We start from the raw sequence: 25,319 nt of genomic DNA, 5'->3' as shown, positions 1-25,319 counted from the left end.
GCTCCAGTTCGCGATCCGGGACCTAATTCACGAACTACTTTCGAAGAGTCCCGATGAACGCCTGCGTTCTCGCGACTACCAGCAGAGCCCTTCGTACTCCAGCCCTCGCTCCTCGATGGGGAGGTCAACACGACGTCCGTCGACGACCAGCTTTCGGGCCATCGTCTCGAACGCCTCGTCGAGCGCTCCGAACTCGTCCCACTCGGTGACGATCAGTGCGGCGCTGGCGTCTGTGAGCGCGTCGGCGGCCGAATCAGCGTACTCGATGTCGGGGAACCGCTCGCGCATCTCGTCGGCGGCGACGGGGTCGTAGGCAACGACGGACGCGTTCCGCTTCTGGAGTCCCTCGATCACGGGGATCGATCGGGCATTCCGGATGTCGTCGGTGCCGGGCTTGAACGCGAGACCGAGCACAGCGACGCGCTCGCCGTCGACGTCGAGTCGCTCGTCGAGGAGTTCGAGCAGTCGTTCGGGCTGGCCGTCGTTGACCTCGACGGCGGCGTTGAGCATCGCGGGTTCGTAACCGGTCTCCTCTGCCGCGTGGATGATCGCGCGGGTGTCCTTCGGGAAACAGCTCCCGCCCCAGCCGAGGCCGCTCCGGAGGAACTGCTCGCCGATGCGGTCGTCGAGGCCGATCGCGTCGGCGACCTCGTAGGCGTCGATATCGAACTGCTTGCAGATGTTCCCGATGTCGTTGATCAGGGAGACCTTCGAGGCCAGGAAGGCGTTGTTCGCGTACTTGGTCATCTCCGCGGTGCGGAGGTCCGTCTCGACGACTGGAGCGTCGTGCTGGTCGAGGAGGGCGGCGAACACCGCGTGCATGTCCTCGCGCGTGCGCTCGTCGTCGGCGCCGAGGACGACCTTGTCCGGGTGGAGGAAGTCGTGAATCGCCGTCCCTTCCCGGAGAAACTCTGGGTTCATTCCGACGCCGACGGGGGCGGTCTCTGCTTCGTCGCTTGGGTTGTTGAGCAGCGGAGCGATGTGCTCCTCGGTCGTTCTGGGAACGACGGTGCTCTTGACGACGACAGTGTGGCGGTCCTGCTTCTTCCGGAGGGTCTCGCCCAGCTGTTCGGCGCCGGCCTTCATGATCGAGAGGTCGATGCTCCCGTCGTCGGCCTGTGGGGTCGGGAGACAGAGGAACGTGACGTCGGTGTCGAGGACGGCGTCGTAGTCGGTGGTCGCACGCAGGCGGCTGGTGCCGTCAGCGGCGGCGTGGGCGTCGATGAGTTCCGGAAGGCCCTCCTCGTGGATTGGGGCCTCGCCGGTGTTGATCGTGTCGACGATTGATTGGTCGATGTCGACGTTCGTTACTTGGTGGCCGAGATCAGCGAAACAGGCGGCGACCGTGGTGCCGACGTAACCGCTACCGACGATGGAGACGTACATGGTGGTTTGGTGATGGGCTGGGTTGATAATGGGTTCCGTCTCTGTTCTCCGGGGTTTGCTAAAGTATTTGAGTACGCCCCGGCAAGTCAGTGCCATGCAGGCAGTAGTTCTCGCGGCTGGTGAGGGTACGCGTCTTCGCCCGCTAACCGAGGATAAACCCAAAGGGATGGTTGAGGTGGCCGGCAAGCCGATTCTCACGCACTGCTTCGAACAGTTAGTGGAGTTGGGCGCTGAGAAGCTCGTGGTCATCGTCGGCTACAGGAAGCAGAACATCATCAGCCACTTCGGCGATGAGTTCGAGGGCGTCCCGATCACGTACGCCCACCAGCGCGAGCAAAAGGGGCTGGCCCACGCGCTGCTCAAGGCGGAGGAGCACGTCGATCAGGACTTCATGCTGATGCTCGGCGACAACATCTTCCAGGCGAATCTGGAGGACGTTGTGAGTCGGCAGCAAGAGGATCGCGCTGACGCCGCGTTCTTGGTCGAGGAAGTGGACTGGGAGGAAGCGAGTCGGTTCGGGGTGTGCGACACGAACGACTACGGGGAGATTGAGGAAGTGGTCGAGAAGCCCGACGATCCGCCGAGCAATCTGGTGATGACGGGGTTCTACACGTTCTCGCCGGCGATCTTCCACGCGTGTAAACTGGTGCAGCCGTCAGATCGTGGCGAATACGAGCTCTCAGACGCGATCGATCTGTTGATCAAGAGCGGGCGGACGATTGATGCGATCCCGATGGAGGGATGGCGTATCGACGTTGGGTATCCCGAGGACCGGGACGAGGCGGAGGAGCGGTTGCAGGCTGAAGCAGAAGCGTAATTCCCGGGAACGATCTTCAGCTGATACGTCCTTTATAGCGACGGTGTGAAGCGTGCTGGGAGGTTGTCGACGACGGTCGCTCTGAAGCGAGTGGAGATCGTGAGTAAGGCGAAGAAGTAGACTCCTGCACCGAGGATGACCAGCGCAAGGACGATTGCGAGGTTGTGACCGATGTGTAGATACGTCGATTCGATTCTGAGTCCGGTGTAGACGACGATACCCATGAGCCCGGAAGCGAGCCACTGGCGACCAATTTCTCCGAATGGAACACTAAACTGGACAATCGAGGACAGCGTCACGTACCCGACTATCAGGCTGATCGCGACTGAGAGGGCAGTGGCGACAGCGGCACCTACCCATCCGTGGAAGTAGATCAGAACGACGTTGAGAATGACGTTCGCAACGATGAATACCGCATTGATGCGGAAAGATAGCTCAGGACGGTTGATCGCGTTGAGTGTATTCGTTAGTTGGGCTTGATACGCCTGGAGCAGGCAAGCGCTGATGAGTATTGAGAGGACCGCTGTTGCCTGTTCGAAATCGGGTCCGTAAATGCGGAGGATTCGGTTTCCGAGGATGGTTCCACCGATCAGTCCGGGGATGAGGATCAATCCGGCGTAGGAAAGCGCTGAATCTACGAGGTTGGCTACTGCTTCGGAGTTCTTGTCTTCAGAGAGTTTGCTCATCTCGGGGAAGAGCGTTCGGCTAAGTGAGCCTCCGAACAGGATGAGAAACTGCGCAATGTTCCATGATGCCGAGTAGAATCCGATGAATGATTGGGGAACGAAAAAGCCGAGGACGGCGATGTCGACCCAGTTGAACGCCCTTGATCGTAGCGCCCCGAGCCAAGCGTATTTCGCGTATGAGAGCAGGTCCTTGAAGTGTTGCCTCGTTGGTCTGGGTACGGTTTCGAGATTTCGTGCAACGACGACCACACCGAGCAGAGCAACAACGAGGTATCCAAGAATATATCCGCCGAATAATCCAGCGATACCCAGGCTGAGTGAGAGTGCACCGATTTGGAGAATCGCTCTCCCTCCTGTTTTGACCGGTGAAAGGAGACCAGAGATATGGACTAGATGACGTCCGTCGAGTAGCGACATGACGACGTTAACACCAAGCGAAGCTCCGACCATGAGCACAAGGAATCCAGTTGCCGGGAATCCAACGTACTCATTCACTTCCTGTCGAAATGTGACTAGTGAAACGCCGAGGACAACAAACAGGGCGCTCATCACGATCACGCCTGCAAGTGCGTATGCGCCCGGTTCCTCATCTTCACTCACCCGTTTTCGAATTGCGGCAGAAATCCCCATATTCCCAACAATACCCAGCCAAGAGACGACCGTAAGTCCCAGAGAATAGGTGCCGAGAGCGTCTGCCCCGAGTAATCGAGCAATGTAGATGGTGGCGACGAACCCGAGCGCTGACGAGAAAATTTTGGATCCGAAATGGATTACTGATGTTTGTCCGAGTCTCATTGGGGGGGTTCGCGTGATTCTTTGTGGAGTTTGGCTGGGCATAAGTTTGGTCGTCTATTCTCTGACAAACGGGTGAATCACAGTACTAATGCCCTTTGGAGGTCGAAAATTGAGGTATGATTTACAAGCTTAGACGGGCAGTTGACATATACCGCGAGCAGGGAGCGTCTGTCGTCGTGAGCAAAGCCCTTCGTTATCTCCCGATAGAGGTGGACAACATATTCTATCGTCTCCGCCAAGATTCGCCGACAAAGGTGATGGAGGAAAACTGGGATACACTCATCATTCTTGACGCATGCCGCTATGACCTATTTGAGGAGATAAACTATCTGGATGGTGATTTAGAACACAGAACTTCACTTGGGTCGACAAGTGAGGAATTTCTTGAACGGAATTTTACGGGTGAGGAGTACTATGATACTGTTTACGTAAACGCGAATCCGTATATTCCTTATCTCGACTTGGATCAGGGGAGGTTTCACGCGGTTATTAATCTACTTCAGGAATGGGATGATGAACTTCAGACTGTACATCCTCAGACTGTGGTTGATGCAGCGCGTGAGGCTCATCGTGAGTATCCGAATAAGAGACTAATCATCCATTTCATGCAACCTCACGTACCTTTCATTGGGGAGTTGGGCCAAGATATTCAGACTAAGGGATGGGGACCTGACTTAGGGGACTCGTCACTCACTGGCGACACAATTTGGCAGCGGCTCAGACTCCAAGACATTACTCGGGATAAGGAAATCACCCGTGTCTGGGAAGCTTATGAAGAAAATTTGGGGATAGCGCTCAAACACGTTGAAGAACTACTCCCCGATCTTGATGGTGATACCGTTATTACTGCAGACCATGGCAATCTCGTTGGAGAACGTTTGGGGCCGATTCCTACGGAGAGGAAGTTTGGCCACCCTCTAGGAGTATATCATCCTGCCTTGGTGAAGGTCCCGTGGTTTCGTATTCCCGGTGAGAATGATCGGGAAGTCAGTTCTTCACCGCCGCAAAAGGCCCAAACTTCTTCTAACGAAATTGTCGACCAACGACTAGAGGCACTCGGATACAAATAAATCATTACTAGAGTTGCTTATTGATGTCTCACGGCCATGCCCCACAGGTATCTGCCATAATTGGCCGATTAGTTTGCTTTAACCATTTTATTTCCGTCGTACTTAGGCGATAGTGACAAGTCTCTGGAATAATTTTCTGCCAGAAATATTGATCAAGGCTAGGTTGCGTGTTTAACCTCTCTATATCCTGTTTAATGCTGTCTCTCCGCATTGACTCCGCGTTGAAGTGTCCCTCGATTGCCTTCACCGACGTATGAATTAGCGTATCACTTTTATCTAATGAGTCGTCGAGGGAATCAGTGTATACTGTTTTATTCGTGACTACCCCGAACCCACCCAACACAGTAACGCTAACCACTGCTACGGCTATAATCACGCCAGTAACGGCTTGTCGTCTTCTATCCTTCAACGAAGCTACCAATAACCCCGTCCCTATCGACACGAATATCAGCCCAAAGAACAGATCTGGATAACTATCAAAGTCGACGAAAAATATCTGTACTGCATATAGGGTCGCTCCCGAAAGCACCCACCATGTTTTACTTAGATTTTTGGGCGCAATCCGGATTAGCCCATATACCCCGAGTAATACCGGAATCGAGGCATAGCCAGTGTACACAAACCCCTTCCCGAGACGTCGTAGGATAGCTATGTTTCCCGATGGCTCTGAAGCACTGACAAAAACGATAATTGTCTCTACGATCATCGCTTCGCCACTTCCTATTATGAAGATAGGGGCCAGTACAAGTGCTGTTGTGGTAGCTATTGCCACTAGTGTAATCCGTACCCCCCTACGGCCATTGTATTGTGCTGCCAATCCAAGGGCAAGAAGCGAGAATACGGCGCCGTGCTGGATATATCCAGCACTAAGCGCTACGACAATTCCACTATATATAGGTTGTTGTCGTAGTTGAAATATAATACCTGCTAGTCCGAGTGTAATCGCTAAGAATTTTGGGTAGAACCCTTGAGCGGCGTGATAGTGGTATCCTGCAATAGTTAACATACAAATCCCCGCTGTCAAGCTAGCTAGGTTATCTCTAGTTATATGATGAGTGGCCTTAGCTACTAGATATACAGACACTATCCCCGAGATTGTGATCAAGGTAACACTGTAGATATGGAGTACAAACATATTTCCAAATGAAAAGTAAGCCAATACTGCAGTGGTCAGGTGAGTCATTGGGGGCTTAACGTCCCAGAAATGGATGTACGGCTTTGCACCCTGTGTAAAATACCAACCAGCATGTTGGAGAAAAGCAGGGTCCGCTCCCGGTGTAGGCCCTCCACTGAACTCACGAATGACCGAAAGCGAAAAGGCCACTACAGCAGCTGAAAGCGTAATCAATCTCCACCGCTCGACGAGATCACTAAACTCGAAACTACGAATATCTTCGGTCGTCATAGGTATCTTACGGCCATAGATCCGATCCAGTATAATAAATGTTATTTGCTTACCGACGCTCTGAACTACTTGACGAAGTGTCCTCTATATCACGCAGAACGGAGGCTCACTGATGCATCCCGTAGCTACTTTGCGACCTCTGACAATATGATAACCGTGACCAGACTAACCCTTCTATAGCTATGTCAGACCTTTCAGCAAGGAAATTCAGTAGGAAAGTGGATGCAGACGGTGTTAAACCTGCAATTATTGATGCTATCGAACTAATAGCCAGAAAATATGCATCAAAGCCTGCGTTCAATATCTTGACTAGTGTTGGTATATTGACTCTAGTCAGCAGAGATGACCTGATAGGCCGGGCGAGCAATGTATCACAGTCATTCAATTCTGCTGGGGGGGGACAAAATCGTTTTGCTGCTAGTCTTGAGGGCGGATATTTGCTTCCGACCACTGGGCTCTCCTTTACCGAGGACTGGGAAATAATCTCCGAGAGCGTATCTAACCCAGATCTCTCTAATCTATTTGTTCGAGAAGCAATTGTCCGACACGATCGACTTTCAGATGTTAATATATCTACTGAATTAGTTGGCCTGTCGCATATCCCGTCTAAACACATCAAAGACGCAGGAACGATTGCTCCACTATCTCCGCGGTACTACAATTATTATCACTGGATGGTCCAGACCCTTCCCCGCTTGAGATACCTGAGGGACTACGAGAGACAGACGGATGAGGAGGTAACAATCATATTGCCACCGGAAAATCCACCCTGGATGGAGGAAACGATTGAGATGATTGGGTGGCCTGAACGAAAGATAGAGCGAGGCACCCATTCCGTCTACCACGCGTCTAAACTAGTCATCCCATCATATCCGCCAGTTCACGAACAGGAGTTGCGATGGCTTCGAGAGCAGCTACTACCTCATGCGGATGATCTTGATCAGGATTCGGGGCCGAACATCTTCATTTCTCGTTCGAATGCGATTGAGCGACGAATCGTAAATGAAGATTCGGTAGTTAAGTGCTTGGAGGAGGAAAGATTCTCGAAACAGAATCTGGAACACAATTCGGTTTCGGAAAACATCGCGTTGTTCAACAATGCAGATATTGTCGTAGGTGCTCATGGTGCGGGGCTTACTGATCTAGTTTTTGCTGACGACTGTAAGGTCATAGAGTTATTTGGATCCAAAGTGAAGTGGCACTATCGAAGGCTGTCGGAAGAATTGGATATTGACTATGAGTGTATTCACTGTGAACCTGAATCCGCGGACCTTGTCGTCGATATTGATAAGCTCAAGACGGCTGTACAGTCCTGTAAATCTGCAACCAATGAATAAACATGTTCCACAACGATGACTGTTAGCTTGAAGAAGTGGGTATCACAAACCGTTTCGAATCTGCGGAACGACGATAAATCTCTGCAAGCCCGCTTGTTCCGTCCGCTGTACTATATTTATGTTGCAGGATTACTGAGTATCACAAAACATCGGACGTGGGGGACAAGCATCTTCGAACGTGATTGGGACGCTCTAATCATCCTTGATGCATGTCGCGTGGACGCATTGCGTGATGTTTCGGACGAGTATGATTTCCTCACGGTTGAGGACACGATCACGTCGGTGGGAAGCACATCATTTGAATGGATGAACAATACCTTCGATGTTAGACACCGTGAGGAGATTAAGGAGACCTCCTATATCACGGGGAATGGTTACACTGAACCAGTTCTAGAACACGGGGGAGAAACGGGACATGCAGCTATGCCCTTCGGGCCATCCGAGTACGAGGTCGTAACTCCCGAAGACTTCGGCCACCTCGAGGAACTTTGGCGCGCTGACTTCGATGAAACTTCCGAGTGGATGATAGACGGTGATGTTGGTTCGCGAATTAACCCCGAGTACACAACAGATAGAGCGATTAAGGCCGGCCGTGAGCAACCCACGGAACAACTTGTGGTCCACTATATGTATCCGCATGACCCGTTCCCGTTGGCCGACAGAGCTGAGCTATTCCGGCCATTTGATTCGCTACGATCTGGCGATATCTCCAGAGAAGAAGCGTACAGCGAATACCTAGATCATCTCCGACTTGTTTTAGACGAGGTTGAGCGATTGCTTGATAACCTTGATGCCGAGAAAGTGGTGATCACGGCAGACCACGGCGAAGCGTTCGGTGAATTCGGGTTCTATCGACATGTCATCGGTTGTCCGCTTCCATGCATTCGAGAAGTCCCATGGGTTATCACTGATGCAGAAGATCAAAAGACGTGTGCATCGGTGGCACCGAACCCCGAATCGGGGACGGAGTCAATAAGTGTAGAAGCCCGGCTTGAGGATCTAGGCTATTTATAAATAACACCGAATAGTGGTTACCTTCTCGGCTACAAATTCTGACAGATCCCATTCTAATCACCTATATACTCTGTCGTCTTCAATTCATAGTCCAATCCATTTATTATCTATCAGTCCGAGAAGTGATATCCATGAATGTCTTCCGTTCGGTCGTTCAGTCAGTATACGACAACAGTATTCGAGAATATTTGCCGAAGTCTGTTGTCGCGGTGGCAGGAATCCCCGTCCCGAAGGCAAGGTTATTGGATGTCACATATTCACAGCCAGATTATAAGCGTGGTCTTATTGAAAGCATCTATGACCATGTAGGGTCCGATCATGTTGACATGGTTGGTCTTGGTTGGGGGGTTGCTGCAGTTCATTGCGTTCGTGCGGGAGCAGAACGAGTAGATGCATATGAGGCTGCCGGTGAGATGGTAGATGGGGCTCAAGAAACCTTTATGGCTTGCAGCCATGACGATACTGATCGAATTGTGACCCATCATTCCGTGGTGGGGGATTCGAAGGATGTTTACGGACAAAATATTGGTACTGTAGTTCCTCCTGCCGGGTTGTCTGGAGATGTCTTGGTATTAGACTGTGAAGGGGCAGAATTGTCCATATTTGATGGTCTAGAAACTTGGCCCGAGAAAGTGATCGTAGAGACCCATCCAGGCTTTGACTCGCCAACTGGAGAATCAATGAAGAGATTACAGAAGCACTATCAGAAGGTGGAGAAATACGAGTACGAGCCAGATCACCAGGGGAACAAGCGCGTTTTAGTCGGTCACCACGAGGACTGAATTCTGCGAAAATGGCGGACTCACCAATTCTTAGGCTAAGAAGGTCCACTCCATGAAGGCCCTTATTGCTCCATATTTTGAGGGGAATAATTATTTGGAAATTCTACAATCAGAACTTGAAGAGAGAGATATTGAGGTTATACGAGAAAATCGTGCATATCCACTCTGGCCTATCTTTTTACAGGTAGTGAAAAACGATATTGACGTTCTTCATCTACATTGGACACACCCATATTTTATTTTCGGAGATCACAGTAGATTTAAAAATAGCCCTATAAAAGGGCTTCTGTCAGCGATTTCGGCAGGAATATTTGTGATCCACGTGTTCCTATGCTCCTTAATATGCTCCAAGATCGTTTGGACAGTGCATAATCGGGTGAACCATGAATGTGTATATGAGAATATTGACTTATGGGTGAGCCACCAATTGGTATCTATTGTTGACACTATCCAGATTTGGGACGACCAAACTAAGCATGAACTAGAGGACTTTTTGGATGTCGAAATCAACGACGCCGTAACCATCCCACACGGGAATTACGACCCTGTCTATTCGGAAACAGAGCAGAGCAAACCTGAGGCGAGGGATCAGCTATCCCACCCACACGAAGAGCGAATGATCCTCTATTTCGGCCGAATACGTCCTTATAAGCAGGTCTCAGATTTGATTAGTGCTTGGAAAGACATCGAAACGGAGGATTCGCGGCTCGTAATCGCAGGGAACTCAAAAGACCCAGATCTGACCGACGAGATTCGGAGTATGGTCGAGAATACTGATAATATCTCGCTGGACCTTCGATATATCCCGGACGAGGAAGTTCCGACGTACTTTGCTGCGTGCGATATCTGTGTTTTTCCTTACGAGAAGATCTTCAACTCAGGATCCGTTCTCCTAGCGATGACGTTCAGTAGGCCGTTTATCGCACCCCAAATGGGATCAATTCCCGGCGTTGATCCGGGCGGGAACTTACTCTATGAGCCAAACAAACAGGGACTTCGAAATGCCCTATCGGAGGCAGTCTCTGTCGACGATCAGACTCTGGAATCGATAGGAAAAGAGAACCGTACAGCTGCCGAAACCAAATACGACTGGGACTCCATCGCTGATGATTTAATTGAGGCATACCACGGAGAACTTAATGCTGAATAAATGACTGAATGTAACGACTTCTTTGGCCGATCGATAGTCATCCCTGTCTATAACGATCCGACTGGAATCTCAAAGACTATCAATTCCCTCCTCGGTTCCTTTCAATCTCCCCCCGAAATCCTCGTCGTCGACAACGGCTCCACCGACGACACCCGCGACGTAATCCGCAACTACGCCAACGAACACCCAAACGTCCACCTCCTCGGTGAGGACGAGATCCAGGGCTCCTACGCCGCCCGCAACAAGGGAGCCCAACACGCAGAGGGTGACGTACTCGCCTTCATCGACGCCGACGAGACCGTCGACGACGACTGGCTCGAAACCGCCCTCCAGGCAATGAACGAACAGAACGTCGACTACCTCGGCTGCAACGTCGAACTCACGCTTCCGGAGGACACCCTCGTGGGCAGGTACAACGCTCGGACGGGATTCCCCGTGAAGCAGTACCTCGAAAACGAACACTACGCGCCCACGTGCGCGCTGCTCGTCCGCCGGGAAGTGTTCGAAGACGTGGGTACCTTCGACAGCCGACTCATCTCCGGCGGTGACCGCGAGTTCGGCGAGCGTGTTTACGAGGCCGGCTACGAGCAGGGGTACGCCGAGGACGCCACCGTCTACCACCCCGCACGCACCTCGCTCAATGCACTGGCGAGCAAGAACTTCCGCGTCGGCCGAGGCTTCTGTCAGAAGCAGCGCTACTACCCCGAGCGGTTCGGAAAACCGGGAATCCCGCCGACCCCCAGCGGCGACGGCGACGACGATGAGGACGAGCCCGATTCCGGGCTCACGCGCGCCGCATTCGCGCTTCTCTCGATCGCCATGCTCGCCTGCCGCGGCTTTGGCTACTACTACGAGTATGCCTTTGGTGAGAAGCGTGACGACGTTCCGGCGCCTACGCGTTAGCCTTCTCCACCACGTTCGGCGTCAGAATCGCGTACAGATACCCCAGTCCCACTGCCCCAGTAAACACGAAAATCGACAGCAACTGCTTCACCTCTGCAACGGAAGGGGACCGTACCAATCCTTTCAGCCGCTTCGGAATGAACCGAGCCAACAACTGCTTCAGGTACGCGCTCTTGTCGTCCGGCGCGTCAGGATACAGCAGGTCCATCACGCGCTTCGAGTACCCCTGCCAGAACGACCGAGACACCAGCCAGTCGAACTCCCCCCGGTAGTCGAACAGTTTGTGGTGGACCACCGCATCCTCCGTGAACACCATCCCCTGCCCGTACTCCTCCAGTAGCCGGATTCCGACCGGCGCTTCGTGAGCCTGGAGATGCTTATCACCCTTTCGCCCCGTATTCGGGTCGTACCCACCCACTTCCAAGAACTTCTCGCGCCGGTAGGAGATGTTTGAGCCGTACGTGTTCCGCACCTCTTCACCGTCCTCCGCGAACCCGGGTTCGACGACGCCGACCAGCCAGTAGAACTCCTCCGGGAAGAAGTCGGGTTTCTCGGTCTGCCAGTCGGGCTTCACGTCGCCGCCGACGGCGATGGCATCGGTCTCTTCGTACACTTCGACCAGGTTCTCTACCCAGTCCGGTTCGGCAGTCGCGTCGTCGTCGATGAACGCAACGATCTCCCCGGATGCGAGCTCTGCCCCCTTCGTTCGGCTGTAGGAGATCCCGCGGTTCTCGTCGTTGTTGTGGATCCGGACTGACTCGATGTCGCCGTACTCCTCGCGCACACGCTCGTACACCGTCTCGTTGCCGTCGACGACGAGGACGATATCGAGCGGTTCGTACTCCTGAGCCAGCACGCTATCGACCGCATCACAGAACACCTCGTAGCGGTCCATCGAGTAGGTGCAGATGACCACGGAGACCTCCATTGGTCGCCGGTAGTCAGGACGCGCGCAAAAAGGGTTCGGCTCCGAACAAGGTGCAACATACGCCGACACCCCGATTTCTAGGATATCCATCTGCTCCTTCGCGACGCTTCATTCGTCCAATTCGACGGTCGACGGATGGCGATACACAAACCTTATGCCCCTTTTGCCACGATTCACGCCAATGAGTTCGCGCAGCGAAAGCGACGACTTACGCCAGTCACTCCTCCAGGCTGCGGAGGACTGGTACCACGTCCCCGCGCTCCTCCTCGCGGCGGCGTGGATGTTCTGGGTCCGAATGCAGAGCTACTCAAACTTCATCCAGAACGGGGAGGTGTTCTTCTCGGGCAACGACGCCTGGTACCACCTTCGCCAGACGACGTACTCTGTCCGGAACTTCCCGTCCGTGATGCCGTTCGACATCTGGACCGGGTTCCCCGTCGGACGGTTCGCAGGCCAGTTCGGGACCCTCTACGACCAACTGATCGCGCTGGTCGTCCTGATCGTTGGCCTTGGCTCCCCGAGCGATCAGCTGATCGGTAAAGGCCTCTTGGTCGCGCCGCCAGTCTTCGGCGCGCTCGCGGTGGTCCCGGTCTACCTGATCGGCAAGCGCTTCGGGAACCGGATCGCCGGCCTGTTCGGCGTCGGCCTGCTCGCGCTTCTCCCGGGCTCGTTCCTCCAGCGGACGCTCGTCGGCACCGCCGACCACAACGCTGCAGAGCCGTTCTTCATGGCACTGGCGATGGTCGGCCTGTTCGGTGCCGTCGCCGCCGCGAACCGAACGATGCCTGTCTGGGAGGTCGTCTACGAGGAAATCGTCGAGAATCGTGAACTCGGCACCATCCGCGAACCGGCTATCTGGTCGGTCCTTGCTGGTGTCCTCGTCGGCCTGTTCCTCTGGGTGTGGCCGCCCGCGGTATTCCTCGTCGGCGTCATCGGCCTGTTCCTGGTCGTCTCGATCACCAGCGACGTGTTCCACGGCGACACTCCCGAGCCCGTCGCGTTCGCAGGCGCGGTGTCGATGCTGGTCGCGGCGCTGTTCAGTATCCTCATCGTCGACACCATCGGGTTCAACATCACTGCTCATTCCCTGCTCCAGCCCCTCGCCGCCCTCTCGGTCGCCGCGGGCGCCGTGTTCCTCTGTTGGCTCGCCCGCTACTGGGAGCAGGAGGGTATCGAGGCGACGTACTACCCCGCAGCAGTGCTGGGAATCGCGGCCGTCGCAACCCTCGTCGTCTCGGTGGTCGCCTCCGGACTGTTCAGTAGTATCACCGGGAACCTCCTCGGCATCGTCGGCTTCAGCGCGAGCGCGGGCACACGAACCATCAGCGAGGCCCAGCCGTTCATCAGCCCCAACTCGATCCGACAGTACGGCCTCAACTCCGCCTCCGAGCGGATCGTCGTCGAGTACGGGCTCACGTTCTTCAGCGGCCTCCTGGGCGTCATTCTCCTCCACATCCGCCCGCTGCTGCGCGAGGGGAGCCAGCGGGCCTACCGCTACCTCGGCGCCAGCGCCGTCACCATCGCGCTGATCTTCCTCACGCCGCTGCCGAGCATCATCGGTGACACCGTCGGATTCAGTGGTCAGCTGATCGGTCTCCTGATCGTCGCCACGCTGATCGCCGGCGCGACGCTGGTCGTCGAGTACGAGGCGACCGACCTGCTGTTCGTGGTCTGGGCCGCGTTCATCACCTCGATGGCGTTCACCCAGGTCCGGTTCAACTACTACCTCGCTATCGTCGTCGTCGTCGCCAACGCGTACCTGTTCGCACGCATCCTCGGCTACCTCGACTTCGACACCGCCGTGCGCGCTGCGGACCTCGAAGCCCGAACGGTCGGGCTGGCAGCGGTTCCGGTCGTGTTCGGCCTGCTGCTGCTCGGCCAGACCGTCGCGGCGATCATCCTCGCCGTCGCGCTCCTCGTCGCCGCCGCGATGTACGTCGAGGAACTCGAGGGCCATCAGGTGCTGACGGTGGCCGCGGTACTCCTGTTGGTCGCCGCGCCCGTACTGGCGGTGCCGATCACGGTCGGCGGCACGCAGACCTCCCCCGGATCGAACACGGCAACGGCCGTCCAGACCGGCAACAGCACCGGGCCGGGTGCGATCCTGGCCTGGGAGCCGACGTTCGACTGGATGCAGAACAACACCCCCGAGGAGGGGAACCTCGGCGGCGCCGGTAACGCCGACCAGATGAACTACTACGGACAGTACGAGCGCGTCGACGACCACAGCTACCCTGAGGGCGCCTACGGCGTGATGTCGTGGTGGGACTACGGTCACTGGATCACCACCCAGAGCGAACGCATCCCGAACGCGAACCCGTTCCAGCAGGGCGCCACCAACGCGGCGAACTACCTGCTCGCACCCAACGAGACGCAGGCCCAGACCGTGCTCGACCGACGGGCCGGCGAGGGTGAGGAGACCCGCTACGTGATGGTCGACTACCAGATGGCGTCGGTGACCGACAAGTTCAGCGCGCCGGTGACGTTCTACGACGACCAGAACGTCACCTACAGCGACTTCGCCCAGCGCGTGTACGGCCTCAACGAGACGTCGCAGGGCCAGACCTACGCCGAGAGCGCCTCGCAGGTGTACACCCAGCGGTACTACGAGAGCCTCATGGTGCGGCTCTACCGCTACCACGGCTCCGCACAGAACGCCCAGCCAATCGTGGTCGACTGGCAGGAGCGTGACATCGGGAGCGCACAGAACGTCCCCTCCGTGATGGCTGACGAGGGGATGGTCCAGCGCTACCCCAACATGAGCGCCGCGCGGGCGGCAGTCGAGAACGACTCGACCGCCCAGGTCGGTGGCGTGAGCAAGTTCCCGAGCGAGGACGTGCCCGCGCTCCAGCACTACCGCCTGGCCAAGGCCAGTGCCTACCAGAACGGCAACTTCTTCGCGAACGACAACGCGCAGGCCCGGATGAGCGGCGACCAGCTGTACGGCCTGATCTACCAGCAGTCCCGGGGGACCCCCTCCTGGGTGAAGACGTTCGAGAAGGTGCCCGGCGCGACCATCGAGGGATCGAACGCGCCCGCAAACACCGAGGTGACCGCGTCCGTCGAGATGCGGATGCCCTCGTCCAACGAGACGTTCGTCTACACGCAGCACGCCCAGACCAACGAGGACGGTGAGTTCACGATGACGCTGCCGTACTCGACGACGGGCTACGACGAGTTCGGCCCGGAGAACGGCTACACCAACGTGAGCGTGCGTGCCAACTCCAGCTACACGATCACGTCGCCGTCGACGACCAACGAGAGCGGCTACTCGATCCAGTACGGCCAGCAGTTCAACGTCTCCGAGGGCAAGGTGCTCGGCGTCGACGAGGGCCCCAAGCAGATCACGCTCGAAAAGCGGACACAGCCGCCCGAGGGTGCCCAGAACGGCTCGGACAACACCACCAACAACACGTCGGACAACACTTCCGACAACAGCTCCAGCATCACGGGCCTCGAGGACCTCCCCACTCCTGGCACGGACGAGGGTGATGTCGACGGCACGACCAGCAGCTTCGACACCGACGCCGCTGGCACCGCGCCCCGTGTGACCACACCGGCGCTCGACTGATGGCCGGTCGTGAGACGCTCGGCGTCTACCTTCGCGGGGTCGCGATGGGCGCCGCCGACGCGGTGCCGGGCGTCTCTGGGGGGACGATTGCGCTGCTAACCGGGATCTACCCCCGACTGATCGCCGCGGTCACGGCGGTCGAACCCGACCGGATCTTCCGAGTGCTCGGGCTCCCGATCCGGGCCCGCCGTACCGACGCCGTCGACGCGTTTCGAGAGATGGACGGCCTGTTCCTCGCGGCGCTGGGGTTGGGCATCGTGAGCGCCATCGTCACCGTCTCGCGCGTGCTCGAACACGCGATGGAAGTGTACCCGGCGGCGACGTTCGGCGGCTTCTTCGGCCTCATCGGCGCCTCCGCGTGGCTGCTGCGCCGCCAGATGCGCTTCGACACCCGTGGCCGGCGGGCGGCCGCGGCGTCGGGCTTCCTCGTCGCGTTCCTGCTCTCCGGGCAGGCCGAGGGAGCGCTCGGCCACAGCCTCCCCGTGACGTTCCTCGCGGGCAGCATCGCCGTGAGCGCGATGATCCTGCCGGGGGTCTCCGGATCGCTACTGCTCCTGCTGATCGGGCAGTACGAGTATATGATCGGCGAACTGAGCGCGTTCGTCGACGACCTGATCGCTTTCGCGAGCGGCGAGACGCTCGCGGTGCCCCCGGGGAGCGCGACCATCGTCACGTTCGTCGCGGGCGCGCTCGTGGGACTGTTCACGGTCGCCCACGGCGTTCGCTGGGCGCTCGACAACTGGAAGGACGCGACGATGACGTTCCTCGTCGCGCTGGTCGTCGGCGCGCTCCGGGCGCCCGTGATCCAGACCGCCGACCGACTCGAGGCTGGCTGGACCGGCGCCGCGCTGGCGACGTTCGCGGGCGCCGCCGTCGTCGGCGCCGCAGTCGTCCTCGCAGTCGAGCGGGCTGCGGGCGGCGACGCCATCGAAGTCGAGTGATTCCGGGGCGACTACTCACGGAAAATCCTTCGGCCCGTGCGCCAGCGCATCTCAACAACACTTAATCCCCGCGGCCAGTTGCGTGGCGTATGAGCGAGATCACGGTTGTTCTGCCGGACGGCTCGGAGCTCTCCGTGCCCGAGGACGCCACGGTCGAGGACGCCGCCTACGAGATCGGCCCGGGACTGGGTGAGGACACCGTCGCGGGCGTCGTCGACGGCGAACTCGTCGCGAAAGAGGACGAACTGCACGACGGCGCACAGCTAGTAATCGTCACCGACCAGTCCGACGAGTATCTGGACGTGCTGCGCCACTCCGCGGCCCACGTGTTCGCGCAGGCGCTCCAGCGCCTCAACCCCGAGGCGACGCTGACCATCGGCCCGCCCACGGAGGACGGCTTCTACTACGACGTCGCCAACGTCGACCTCGAGGAGTCCGACCTCGAGGCCATCGAGACGGAGATGGAGGCGATCATCGAGGCCGACTACGACATCGAACGCCTCGAGCGCCCGCGCGAGGCGGCCTTCGAGAAGTACGCGGACAACCGCTTCAAGCGAGAGATTCTCGAGGAAGAAGCCGCCGGCGAGGAGACGGTCAGCTTCTACCGACAGGACGACTGGGAGGACCTCTGTCAGGGCCCCCACGTCGACTCCACGGGGGAGATCGGCGCCGTCGAACTACTCACCATCTCCTCTGCATACTGGCGTGGCGACGAGGAGAACGAGGCACTCACCCGGGTCTACGGGACGGCGTTCGAGTCCGAAGGCGACCTCGAGGAGTTCCTCCTCATGCGCGAGGAGGCCAAGGAGCGCGACCACCGCCGCATCGGCCAGGAGATGGAGCTGTTCTCCGTGCCGGACGTGACGGGGCCGGGCCTGCCGCTCTACCACCCCGCCGGGAAGACGATCCTGCAGGAACTCGAGAACTACGTCAACGAACTCAACCGCGAGGCGGGCTACGAGCAGGTCGAGACGCCCCATCTGTTCCGGACGGAGCTGTGGAAGCAGTCGGGCCACTACGACAACTACCGCGACGACATGTTCCTCCTCGAGGTCAACGACGAGGAGTACGGCCTGAAGCCGATGAACTGCCCGGGCCACGCGACCATCTTCGATCAGGCGTCGTGGTCCTACCGCGACCTGCCCAAGCGCTACTTCGAGAACGGCAAAGTGTACCGCAAGGAGCAGCGCGGCGAACTCTCCGGGCTCTCCCGGACGTGGGCGTTCACCATCGACGACGGTCACCTGTTCGTCAAGCCCGAGGACATCGAACGCGAGGTTCGGGAGATCATGGGGCTGATCTTCGAACTGATCAGCCACTTCGACCTCGAGGTCGAGGTCGACCTCGCGACCCGGCCCGAGAAGTCCGTCGGCGGCGACGAGATCTGGGAGTCCGCGGAGGAACAGCTCCGTACGGTACTCGAGTCCGGCGGCTACGACTACGGGATCGAGGCGGGCGACGGCGCGTTCTACGGCCCGAAGATCGACTTCTCGTTCCGCGACGCGCTCGGGCGCTCGTGGGACGGCCCGACGGTCCAACTCGACTTCAACATGCCCGAGCGGTTCGACCTGACCTACACGGGCGAGGACAACGAGGACCACCGCCCGGTGATGATCCACCGCGCGCTCTATGGCTCCTACGAGCGCATCTTCATGGTGCTCATCGAGCATTTCGACGGCCAGTTCCCGCTCTGGCTGGCGCCCGAGCAGGTGCGCATCCTGCCGGTCTCGGACGACGCGCTGGGCTACGCCCACCGCGTGAAGAACGAACTCTCTGAGTTCCGCGTCGAGGTCGAGGACCGCGACTGGACGGTCGGCCGGAAGATCCGGCAGGCCCACGACGACCGCGTCCCCTACATGCTCATCGTCGGCAGCGACGAGGAGGAGAGCGGCACCGTCTCGGTGCGTGACCGCTTCGAGCGCGAGGCCGAGGGCGTCGGCCGCGACGCCTTCCGCGAGCATCTCGAGGCCGAACGCGACGAGAAGCGCATCGAACCGGACTTCCTCAAGGAGTAAGCGACCCCGTTTTTGCGGCGTTTTTCCCCGCCCGCTACCACTCGGTCAGCGCGCCGCGGCCGTGGAACCGCGTGAGCACGACCGCGAACGTGAGCGCGCCCGTGACCGCGAACGCGCCGCCGACGTAGAACACCGTCGCGATGCCGTACTGGCTCCAGATCCACCCCGCCAGCACCGGCCCCAGCACGCTGCCGGGCCGCCAGACGAGTTCACGGATGCCGAAGGAGGCGGCGATGCCGCCCTCGTCAGCGCCCTCGTCGGCGAACAGCGCCATGCTTGCTGGCTCGCGGAAGGCGTCGACGACGCCGAGCAGGCCGTTGAGAATCAGGAGCGGGATAAATGCTGGACCAAGTTTTCCGAGCAGCGAGTAGCCCTCGCCGACCTCGGCGAGGCCCGAGAGTATCGACGGCACGATCAGTTCGTACGTTTCCGGGAGGCCGATTGCCGCCCCGATCGCCGGCGTGAACGGGACCGCGACCGCGACCAGACCGTAGGCGCCGCCGCCGGCGAACACAAACAGCGAGCGCCCGTAGTCGTCGGAGAGCCGCCCGGTGAACGGTTGGCAGAGCATGTTCGTCAGCTTCTCTGCCACGAGGACGAACGCGACCGCGAGGCCGGCGTAGGCCAACCCACCGCGGGCCGCCGAGACGCCGGCGAAGATAGCCACCCACGACCGGACGACTGTCACGGCGACGGCGTACTGCGCGCGGAAGGAGGTCAGCGTGATGATGCGCTTGTTGAGCGCCAGTCCCGCGAAGGGGTTGCCGTACGAGCGTGTCTCGTCGGCCGGGAGATACAGCCAGATGCCCGCGACGCTGAGCGCGAACGACGCGACGATCACCGTGTATATCGGGGTAAAGCCGATGAACTGGTAGAGGCCGCCCGCGATGACCATCCCGAGAATCGACGCCAGAAAGCGCACGGAGTTGGCCTTCCCGATGCTGTTTGCGCGCTCGCCGTGGTCGGCGAGTTCACCGACCAGCGAGAGCGTCATCAGCCCCGATCCGGTGACGACGACGCCCTGCAGCGCGCGGACGCCGATGAACGCCGTGCTGTCGGCGAAACTCGTCGAAAGCTCCATCCCGAACAGCGACGCGGCGGCGACGGCGACTGCGCCGCCGATGGCTTCCACGTTCGCGAACGCGACGTAGGCGAGGACGCTCACGCTCAGCACCCCGAGGAGGACGCGCTTCTTGTCGTACCGGTCGCCCGCCCACGCGAGTGGGATCACCACGATGGTCTGTGCCAGCGTGAACCCGGTGATGAACAGTCCACCCATGAAGTTCGAGGCGTTCAGCGCGGTGATGTAGAACGGGATCAGTAGCGCGAGCGTCGAGTAGCCAAACCCCGTCGCGAACCGCGCCAGATAGAGCGACCAGAACTGCAGGCGATCCTCGTTCACACGGCGAGTCCGAGGGACCTCCGAAAAGGGGTTACGTTTCGATGCCCCGGATGGGCGCGACCTGCCTACTCGCGGCGGACGAGTGCGCCGGCGCCGATGATGGCGAGCAGCGCGGCGACGACGCCGAAGCCGGGAGCGCTGGTGCTCGTCTCAGTCGGGGTCGGCGTCGACTCGGCAGTTGCGGTTTCCGGCGCGACGGTGGTGCCGGTCCACGTGTTGCCGAGTTCGACGCCCTCGGCGGAGACGCTGATCGAGTACTCCTCGTCGGCCTCGTGGGTGAAGAAGGAGAACTGGACCGTCACACGGCTGTTCTGGTCGACGGTGGCCTCGATGGTGTTGGCGTTGCCCTCCTCGGCGTCGTGGCCCGAGACCAGCGAGAACGTCAGCGTCGTGCCAGGCGCGAGCGTCGTCGCGGCTTTGTAGTTGACGACCTCGCCGGCGGGCGACTCGCTCACGTCGTCGATGAAGTTGACCGAGGGCTCGACGACGCCGAACGTCGTCTGACGCGTGTAGTTCTCGCCGTCGGTGGCTTCGTCGGTCACTGTCGCGGTCGTGGTGAAGCTGTCACCGGCGGCTGCGGTCGCGGTGCCGTTGTCCTGCTGGAACGTCGCCGTCGAGAGGTCGATGGCGACGTAGACCGCGTCGGCCGTCGCGTTGACCGCGATGCCCTCGCTGTCGGCTGAGGCGTCGAGGGTCTTGGCCGACTCGTTCTCGCCGACGCTCGAGGACGTCTGCTGGAGCGAGACAGTCACCTCGTCGCCCAGTAGTGTGCCGTCGTCGTCGGCCTCGGCCGGGACGCCGGAGGCGTTGAGACGGACGACAGCCACGTCGCTGGAGGCGATGATGCTGTCGGAGGGGTCGGTGGTAGTGGCGGCCTCCGCGGCCGCGCTGGCGGCGGTCGACGCGGGCGCGGCGGTCACGGTTACGTCGCCGACGGCCTCCCCGGAGACGGGGGCGGCCGCGACCGTCGCGGGCGCGACGGCGGCGACGAGCAGTACGAGTGCGATCGAGAGCGCGGTGTATCGTGTGTTCATGGTGGATAGTGGCCACTCGCCGCTCTCGGGTGGCGGCCGCTCGGCGGCGTCGGTCGGCACTCGGGAGCGGCGCCTTGGGAGGGCTGGCGAGCGGGCCGGGCCGGTATTTCGGCCGCTGGCTGTTCCTCTCCCGGCTCGGACAAAACGTTTGTTTTCGATGCGTAGACTGACAGAGGTTCTCTCACTTGGAGCAGTAGATTCAGGCCCCCGCCGACCCACCCACGCCCATGACACTGTTCTGGCACCGCCGGGACGTGCGCGCGAGCGACAACCGCGGGCTGGCGGCCGCCGCCGACGAGGGTGACGCCGTCCCCGTGTTCGTGTTCGACGACGAGGTGCTCGAACACGGGAACGATGCCCGGGTCCGGTTCCTGCTCGATTCGCTGGCGGAACTCCGCGAGACCTACCGCGAGCGCGGGAGCGACCTCGTCCTCGCCCGCGGCGACCCGGCAGCCGTGATCCCCGCGCTTGCGACGGCCGTCGACGTCGAGGAGGGAACCCCCTCGGGCAGTCAGACTTCGTCTGACGACGCCGACCGCGCCCACTGGAACAGGGACTACACCAAACTCTCTCGCGAGCGCGACGCGCGGGTCCGCCTCGCCCTGGAGCGCGCGGGCGTCGCCCGGGAGAGCCACCACGACAGCCAACTCCACGAACCGGGGACGATCCGAACCAATCAGGGCGACCCCTACTCGGTGTACACCTACTTCTGGAAGAAGTGGCGCGACCGCGAGAAGCCCGATCCGTTCCCGACGCCGGACGCGGGGCTCGCGGACCGAGAGGACCTCACCCCGACGGCGCTCGTCGACGCCGCCGATGCTGCTGACAGCGATGGCGAGGCAGAGGCGGCACACGTTCTTGACGACGCGCTGCTGGCCGACCTCCCGACCATCGACGACTTGGGGTTCGAGGAACCGGAGGCAGACGTGGAGCCGGCGGGCACCGCGGCCGCCCGCGAGCGCCTCGACAGCTTCTGCGAGGAACCGATCTTCCACTACGACGAGGACCGGGACTACCCCGCGAAAGAGGGGAGTTCGCGGCTCTCGGGCCACCTCAAGTTCGGCACTATCGGCCTGCGGGAGGTGTACGCCGCGACGGAGTCCGCGATGCGGGAGGCTCGCTCCCGCGACGAGGGCAGCGAGGGGTCCGAGGCACAGGACAACGTCGAAACGTTCCAGTCCCAGTTGGCCTGGCGGGAGTTCTACACCCAGGTGCTCTACTTCAACCCCGACGTGGTGACGGAGAACTACAAGGAGTACGAGCAGCCGATCGACTGGCGCGACGACGCCGACGAACTCGCGGCGTGGAAAGCCGGCGAGACGGGCTACCCCATCGTCGACGCCGGGATGCGCCAACTCCGCGCGGAGGCGTGGATGCACAACCGCCTGCGGATGATCGTCGCCTCCTTTCTCACGAAGGACCTGCTGTGGGACTGGCGCGCGGGCTACGAGCATTTCCGAGAGTTCCTCGCGGACCACGACACCGCCAACGACAACGGCGGCTGGCAGTGGGCGGCCTCGACGGGTACCGACGCCCAGCCGTACTTCCGGATCTTCAACCCCACGACACAGGGGGAACGCTACGACCCTGACGCCGAGTACATCCGGGAGTACGTCCCGGAACTCCGCGGCGTCGACGCCGAGACCATCCACGACTGGCCGGAACTGAGCGACGAGGAGCGTGCCGAGGCCGCCCCGGAGTACCCCCATCCCATCGTCGCCCACGGCGCGCGCCGGGAGCAGGCGCTCGCGATGTACAAGCGCGCGAGAGGGGAGGATCCGGAGGAAAACTGAACTCGGGGGAGAGCGGTTATCCGTGCGTCGCCGTATCCGTCGTCCCGAGAATCGTCTCACAGTGGGGACACTGCCAGACGACTGGCTCGCCCCAGTCGGCGTCGATGAACGCGCGTTCGAGCTTTCGTACCTCTCGTTCGCAGGACGGGCAGTTGGTCATAGTACGCCTCCCGGCCGGCCGGGATTAACCGTTTCCTTCGCGGAACTACCGACCGAGCCCTTTTGCTCGACCGGCACCCACCCCCGGGCATGACGACCCGCATCGACGTGCTGCTGTACGACGGCTTCGACGAACTCGACGCCGTCGGCCCGTTCGAAGTGTTCCAGAACGCCGCCGCGGCCGGCGCGGACTGCGAGGTCTCGCTGGTCACAGCCACCCCGCAAGAGCGGGTGGTCGCGAGCCACGGTCTCGATGTGGGCGTCACCGGACGGAGTCCGGTTGCCCGTGGAGCTTCGCTCAACGACGTCGACGGCACGCTCGCCGACCCCGAAGATGCCGACGCGCCGGACCTCCTCGTCGTCCCGGGCGGTGGCTGGTCCGCGGGGGAGGGAGAAGACTCGCCGGCACGGACAGGCGTCGAGGGCGGCGTGCGTCGGGAGTACGAGGCCGGCGACCTCCCGCCGGTCATCGCCGCCCACTACGAGGCCGGCGCGACCATCGCCTCGGTCTGTACCGGCGCGATGCTGCTCGAACAGGCCGGTCTGCTGGGCGATGGCCCGGCGATCACTCACCAGTCGGCCGTCGAGGATCTCCGGAACGCGGGCGTGGAGGTGCCGGACGCCCGTGTAGTCGATACCGGGGAGATCGTGACCGCCGGCGGCGTCACCAGCGGGATCGACCTCGCGCTCTACCTCACGGAGCGGGCGTTCGGCGCCGACATCGCCGAGAGCGTGGCGACGACGCTGGAGTACGAGCGCACGGGCGACGTGCTCGTGGCGCGGTAATCGCCGCAAATCGCTTGCTAATCCCCTAATCCCGCGCGATAGAGAACCATACTGCGACGGCTGCGAACCCGCTCAGGACCGCTAGCCCGGTCCAGCCGGCGTCGTAGCCCACCGTCTCCGCGACGCTGCCGAACAGCGGCGGCGCGATCAGGCCGCCCGTGTTGAGCGCGGTCTGGCCGCCCGCCGTGGCCGCGCCCACCTCGTCGTCGTCGACCATCGCAGTCATCGTCGCGTAGTAGACGCCCGGGAACCCCAGCACGAAGATGCCGACGAAGCCGAAGGCGACCCACGTCGCCGCCTCGCCGCTCGAGAGTACGACGCCGATGAAGCCGACGGCCGCGAGCGCGGACTGGCCGGCGAGCACCAGCGCGGGCCCGCGCACGTCGGTGCCCGGAATCCGGTCGGCGATCTCGCCGCCGAGGAGTCGGCCCGCGCTCCCCGTCAACTGCGTCGTCGCGAGGATCGACCCGCCGACACCCGCCGCGGCCATGACGGAGTCGGTGACGTGTGGGACCACGTAGCTGGTGGTGGTGAACACCGCCGAACCGACAAGCAGCCCCGAGAGCAGCAGGCCGCGGTAGGAGGGGTCGTCGAGCAGCGCGCGCACGTCCGGCGTCGAAAGCTGGCCGCTCGCGGGCTTCCCCTCGTAGCGCCAGGCGGTGATCGTGGCGACGATGACGGCGAGCACCGCGGCCGCGAGGAACGCGGCCTGCCAGTCGAAGCGGATGAACCCCAGCACGTCGGCGGCGTCGGTCGTCGCCATCCGCGTGATCAGGATCGCCGCGGCGGCGCTGCCGCCGGTGACGCCGACCTGTTTGACGTTCATCGCCAGCGCCTCCCGGCCCGGTGGCGCGACGTGGACCGACGCGCGGTTGGTCGCGGGCATCGCCGTCGCGTACGCGAAGCCGACGAACAGCAGCGCGGCCAGCAGCACGGGGAACGACGGCGACAGCGCGACGAACGCCATGCCGGCCGCGAGTGCGAGCAGGCCGTACACCAGCAGCGGCCGCTCACCGAACGCGTCGGTCGCCGCGCCGGTGACGAACAGCAGCGCGGTGTAGCCCAGCATCATCGCCGTCACCGTCAGCCCGGTCACGCCGAGCGAGACGTTGAACCCTTCGCGCACGAACGCGGTCGCCGCGAACACGGTGTAGAAACAGAGACTGGCGGTGAACTGCCAGCCGGAGACGAGCGAGACGCCGCGCCAAGACATACCCACCACTCTAACCCACCGACGTAAGTGCGTGCCCGTTCCGGAACGCTCTGCTGGCGACCGTGGAAATCCACCGCGGGCCGAAAGTGGGTGTGTGAGTCGGTAACGTTCGTTTTCACCAATGTTTAACAC

At 60.5% G+C, this 25,319-nt stretch carries 20 protein-coding genes; 12 read left to right on the top strand and 8 right to left on the bottom strand.

The annotated features are described in order from the left end of the window. Positions 1-75: 75 nt before the first annotated feature. The gene (gene aglM, locus J2753_RS00440) at positions 76-1,386 is read right to left on the bottom strand and encodes a UDP-glucose 6-dehydrogenase AglM (protein WP_209489371.1); all 1,311 of its coding nucleotides are present in this window, start codon (positions 1,384-1,386) and stop codon (positions 76-78) included. Between the two features lie 94 nt (positions 1,387-1,480). On the opposite strand from aglM, the gene aglF reads away from it, so the two are divergent. Next, positions 1,481-2,203, top strand: coding sequence for a UTP--glucose-1-phosphate uridylyltransferase AglF (aglF, locus tag J2753_RS00435; protein ID WP_209489369.1), 723 nt, complete (start codon positions 1,481-1,483; stop codon positions 2,201-2,203). 32 nt (positions 2,204-2,235) lie between these two features. Here aglF and J2753_RS00430 read toward each other — a convergent pair whose 3' ends face one another. Then, positions 2,236-3,684, bottom strand: a complete 1,449-nt coding sequence (locus J2753_RS00430; RefSeq protein WP_209489367.1) for a flippase — start codon at positions 3,682-3,684, stop codon at positions 2,236-2,238. Between the two features lie 116 nt (positions 3,685-3,800). On the opposite strand from J2753_RS00430, the gene J2753_RS00425 reads away from it, so the two are divergent. Continuing rightward, complete coding sequence (locus J2753_RS00425) at positions 3,801-4,754, top strand: hypothetical protein (protein WP_245334402.1); 954 nt, start codon at positions 3,801-3,803, stop codon at positions 4,752-4,754. 28 nt (positions 4,755-4,782) lie between these two features. Here the strand turns inward: J2753_RS00425 and J2753_RS00420 are convergent, their stop codons facing one another. Beyond that, positions 4,783-6,159, bottom strand: coding sequence for a DolP-mannose mannosyltransferase (locus tag J2753_RS00420; protein WP_209489365.1), 1,377 nt, complete (start codon positions 6,157-6,159; stop codon positions 4,783-4,785). 182 nt (positions 6,160-6,341) lie between these two features. On the opposite strand from J2753_RS00420, the gene J2753_RS00415 reads away from it, so the two are divergent. From J2753_RS00415 to J2753_RS00395, 5 genes are all read left to right on the top strand, one after another. Further along, the gene (locus J2753_RS00415) at positions 6,342-7,496 is read left to right on the top strand and encodes a glycosyltransferase family 61 protein (RefSeq protein WP_209489363.1); all 1,155 of its coding nucleotides are present in this window, start codon (positions 6,342-6,344) and stop codon (positions 7,494-7,496) included. A gap of 15 nt (positions 7,497-7,511) precedes the next feature. Beyond that, on the top strand, positions 7,512-8,510 hold the full coding sequence (locus J2753_RS00410; RefSeq protein ID WP_209489361.1) for a hypothetical protein: 999 nt from the start codon (positions 7,512-7,514) through the stop codon (positions 8,508-8,510). A gap of 131 nt (positions 8,511-8,641) precedes the next feature. Then, positions 8,642-9,292, top strand: coding sequence for a hypothetical protein (locus J2753_RS00405; RefSeq protein ID WP_209489359.1), 651 nt, complete (start codon positions 8,642-8,644; stop codon positions 9,290-9,292). 52 nt (positions 9,293-9,344) lie between these two features. Beyond that, positions 9,345-10,442: a glycosyltransferase family 4 protein gene (locus J2753_RS00400; protein WP_209489356.1), complete on the top strand. Its 1,098-nt coding sequence runs from the start codon at positions 9,345-9,347 to the stop codon at positions 10,440-10,442. Then, the gene (locus J2753_RS00395; protein ID WP_209489354.1) at positions 10,443-11,345 is read left to right on the top strand and encodes a glycosyltransferase; all 903 of its coding nucleotides are present in this window, start codon (positions 10,443-10,445) and stop codon (positions 11,343-11,345) included. It abuts the gene before it with no gap. Here J2753_RS00395 and aglG read toward each other — a convergent pair. Then, positions 11,335-12,273: a glucosyl-dolichyl phosphate glucuronosyltransferase gene (aglG, locus tag J2753_RS00390; RefSeq protein WP_209489353.1), complete on the bottom strand. Its 939-nt coding sequence runs from the start codon at positions 12,271-12,273 to the stop codon at positions 11,335-11,337. The two genes, J2753_RS00395 and aglG, sit on opposite strands and share 11 nt — an antisense overlap. Positions 12,274-12,454: 181 nt before the next feature. Between aglG and J2753_RS00385 the strand changes: the two genes are divergently transcribed. The 3 genes from J2753_RS00385 (at position 12,455) to thrS (ending at position 18,800) form a co-directional block, all read left to right on the top strand. Then, the gene (locus tag J2753_RS00385) at positions 12,455-15,844 is read left to right on the top strand and encodes an oligosaccharyl transferase, archaeosortase A system-associated (protein WP_209489351.1); all 3,390 of its coding nucleotides are present in this window, start codon (positions 12,455-12,457) and stop codon (positions 15,842-15,844) included. After that, positions 15,844-16,785, top strand: coding sequence for a DUF368 domain-containing protein (locus J2753_RS00380; protein WP_209489349.1), 942 nt, complete (start codon positions 15,844-15,846; stop codon positions 16,783-16,785). Before J2753_RS00385 ends, J2753_RS00380 begins: the two co-directional genes overlap by 1 nt. An 89-nt stretch (positions 16,786-16,874) precedes the next feature. Beyond that, positions 16,875-18,800: a threonine--tRNA ligase gene (gene thrS / locus J2753_RS00375; RefSeq protein WP_209489347.1), complete on the top strand. Its 1,926-nt coding sequence runs from the start codon at positions 16,875-16,877 to the stop codon at positions 18,798-18,800. Positions 18,801-18,834: 34 nt separating this feature from the next. On the opposite strand, the gene J2753_RS00370 is transcribed toward thrS, so the two are convergent. Both J2753_RS00370 and J2753_RS00365 read right to left on the bottom strand, forming a co-directional pair. After that, positions 18,835-20,202 (bottom strand): MFS transporter, encoded by a 1,368-nt coding sequence (locus J2753_RS00370; RefSeq protein WP_209489345.1) that lies wholly within the window; start codon positions 20,200-20,202, stop codon positions 18,835-18,837. Between the two features lie 65 nt (positions 20,203-20,267). Beyond that, complete coding sequence (locus J2753_RS00365) at positions 20,268-21,236, bottom strand: PGF-CTERM sorting domain-containing protein (RefSeq protein WP_209489343.1); 969 nt, start codon at positions 21,234-21,236, stop codon at positions 20,268-20,270. A gap of 227 nt (positions 21,237-21,463) precedes the next feature. Here J2753_RS00365 and J2753_RS00360 point away from each other — a divergent pair, with 227 nt between their 5' ends. After that, positions 21,464-23,029, top strand: a complete 1,566-nt coding sequence (locus tag J2753_RS00360; RefSeq protein ID WP_209489341.1) for a cryptochrome/photolyase family protein — start codon at positions 21,464-21,466, stop codon at positions 23,027-23,029. A gap of 16 nt (positions 23,030-23,045) precedes the next feature. Here J2753_RS00360 and J2753_RS00355 read toward each other — a convergent pair whose 3' ends face one another. After that, complete coding sequence (locus tag J2753_RS00355; protein ID WP_154018489.1) at positions 23,046-23,189, bottom strand: hypothetical protein; 144 nt, start codon at positions 23,187-23,189, stop codon at positions 23,046-23,048. A gap of 89 nt (positions 23,190-23,278) precedes the next feature. Between J2753_RS00355 and J2753_RS00350 the strand changes: the two genes are divergently transcribed. Next, on the top strand, positions 23,279-23,974 hold the full coding sequence (locus J2753_RS00350) for a DJ-1/PfpI family protein (protein WP_209489339.1): 696 nt from the start codon (positions 23,279-23,281) through the stop codon (positions 23,972-23,974). Positions 23,975-23,999: 25 nt separating this feature from the next. Here J2753_RS00350 and J2753_RS00345 read toward each other — a convergent pair whose 3' ends face one another. Then, positions 24,000-25,187, bottom strand: a complete 1,188-nt coding sequence (locus J2753_RS00345; protein ID WP_209489337.1) for an MFS transporter — start codon at positions 25,185-25,187, stop codon at positions 24,000-24,002. Positions 25,188-25,319 lie beyond the last annotated feature (132 nt).

The sequence above is a fragment of the Halolamina salifodinae genome (assembly GCF_017874235.1).
Taxonomy (GTDB): domain Archaea; phylum Halobacteriota; class Halobacteria; order Halobacteriales; family Haloferacaceae; genus Halolamina; species Halolamina salifodinae.
This window is presented reverse-complemented; position numbering and strand designations above follow the sequence as displayed.

Excerpts from the sequence above, each read along its gene's own strand:
- aglM (WP_209489371.1), bottom strand. The coding sequence starts at position 1,386 with ATGTACGTCTCCATCGTCGGTAGCGGTTACGTCGGCACCACGGTCGCC.
- J2753_RS00345 (WP_209489337.1), bottom strand. The coding sequence starts at position 25,187 with ATGTCTTGGCGCGGCGTCTCGCTCGTCTCCGGCTGGCAGTTCACCGCC.
- J2753_RS00415 (WP_209489363.1), top strand. The coding sequence starts at position 6,342 with ATGTCAGACCTTTCAGCAAGGAAATTCAGTAGGAAAGTGGATGCAGAC.
- aglF (WP_209489369.1), top strand. The coding sequence starts at position 1,481 with ATGCAGGCAGTAGTTCTCGCGGCTGGTGAGGGTACGCGTCTTCGCCCG.
- J2753_RS00420 (WP_209489365.1), bottom strand. The coding sequence starts at position 6,159 with ATGACGACCGAAGATATTCGTAGTTTCGAGTTTAGTGATCTCGTCGAG.
- J2753_RS00430 (WP_209489367.1), bottom strand. The coding sequence starts at position 3,684 with ATGAGACTCGGACAAACATCAGTAATCCATTTCGGATCCAAAATTTTC.
- J2753_RS00400 (WP_209489356.1), top strand. The coding sequence starts at position 9,345 with ATGAAGGCCCTTATTGCTCCATATTTTGAGGGGAATAATTATTTGGAA.
- J2753_RS00395 (WP_209489354.1), top strand. The coding sequence starts at position 10,443 with ATGACTGAATGTAACGACTTCTTTGGCCGATCGATAGTCATCCCTGTC.
- J2753_RS00425 (WP_245334402.1), top strand. The coding sequence starts at position 3,801 with ATGATTTACAAGCTTAGACGGGCAGTTGACATATACCGCGAGCAGGGA.
- J2753_RS00385 (WP_209489351.1), top strand. The coding sequence starts at position 12,455 with ATGAGTTCGCGCAGCGAAAGCGACGACTTACGCCAGTCACTCCTCCAG.
- J2753_RS00380 (WP_209489349.1), top strand. The coding sequence starts at position 15,844 with ATGGCCGGTCGTGAGACGCTCGGCGTCTACCTTCGCGGGGTCGCGATG.
- J2753_RS00405 (WP_209489359.1), top strand. The coding sequence starts at position 8,642 with ATGAATGTCTTCCGTTCGGTCGTTCAGTCAGTATACGACAACAGTATT.
- J2753_RS00360 (WP_209489341.1), top strand. The coding sequence starts at position 21,464 with ATGACACTGTTCTGGCACCGCCGGGACGTGCGCGCGAGCGACAACCGC.
- J2753_RS00365 (WP_209489343.1), bottom strand. The coding sequence starts at position 21,236 with ATGAACACACGATACACCGCGCTCTCGATCGCACTCGTACTGCTCGTC.
- thrS (WP_209489347.1), top strand. The coding sequence starts at position 16,875 with ATGAGCGAGATCACGGTTGTTCTGCCGGACGGCTCGGAGCTCTCCGTG.
- aglG (WP_209489353.1), bottom strand. The coding sequence starts at position 12,273 with ATGGAGGTCTCCGTGGTCATCTGCACCTACTCGATGGACCGCTACGAG.
- J2753_RS00355 (WP_154018489.1), bottom strand. The coding sequence starts at position 23,189 with ATGACCAACTGCCCGTCCTGCGAACGAGAGGTACGAAAGCTCGAACGC.
- J2753_RS00410 (WP_209489361.1), top strand. The coding sequence starts at position 7,512 with ATGACTGTTAGCTTGAAGAAGTGGGTATCACAAACCGTTTCGAATCTG.
- J2753_RS00350 (WP_209489339.1), top strand. The coding sequence starts at position 23,279 with ATGACGACCCGCATCGACGTGCTGCTGTACGACGGCTTCGACGAACTC.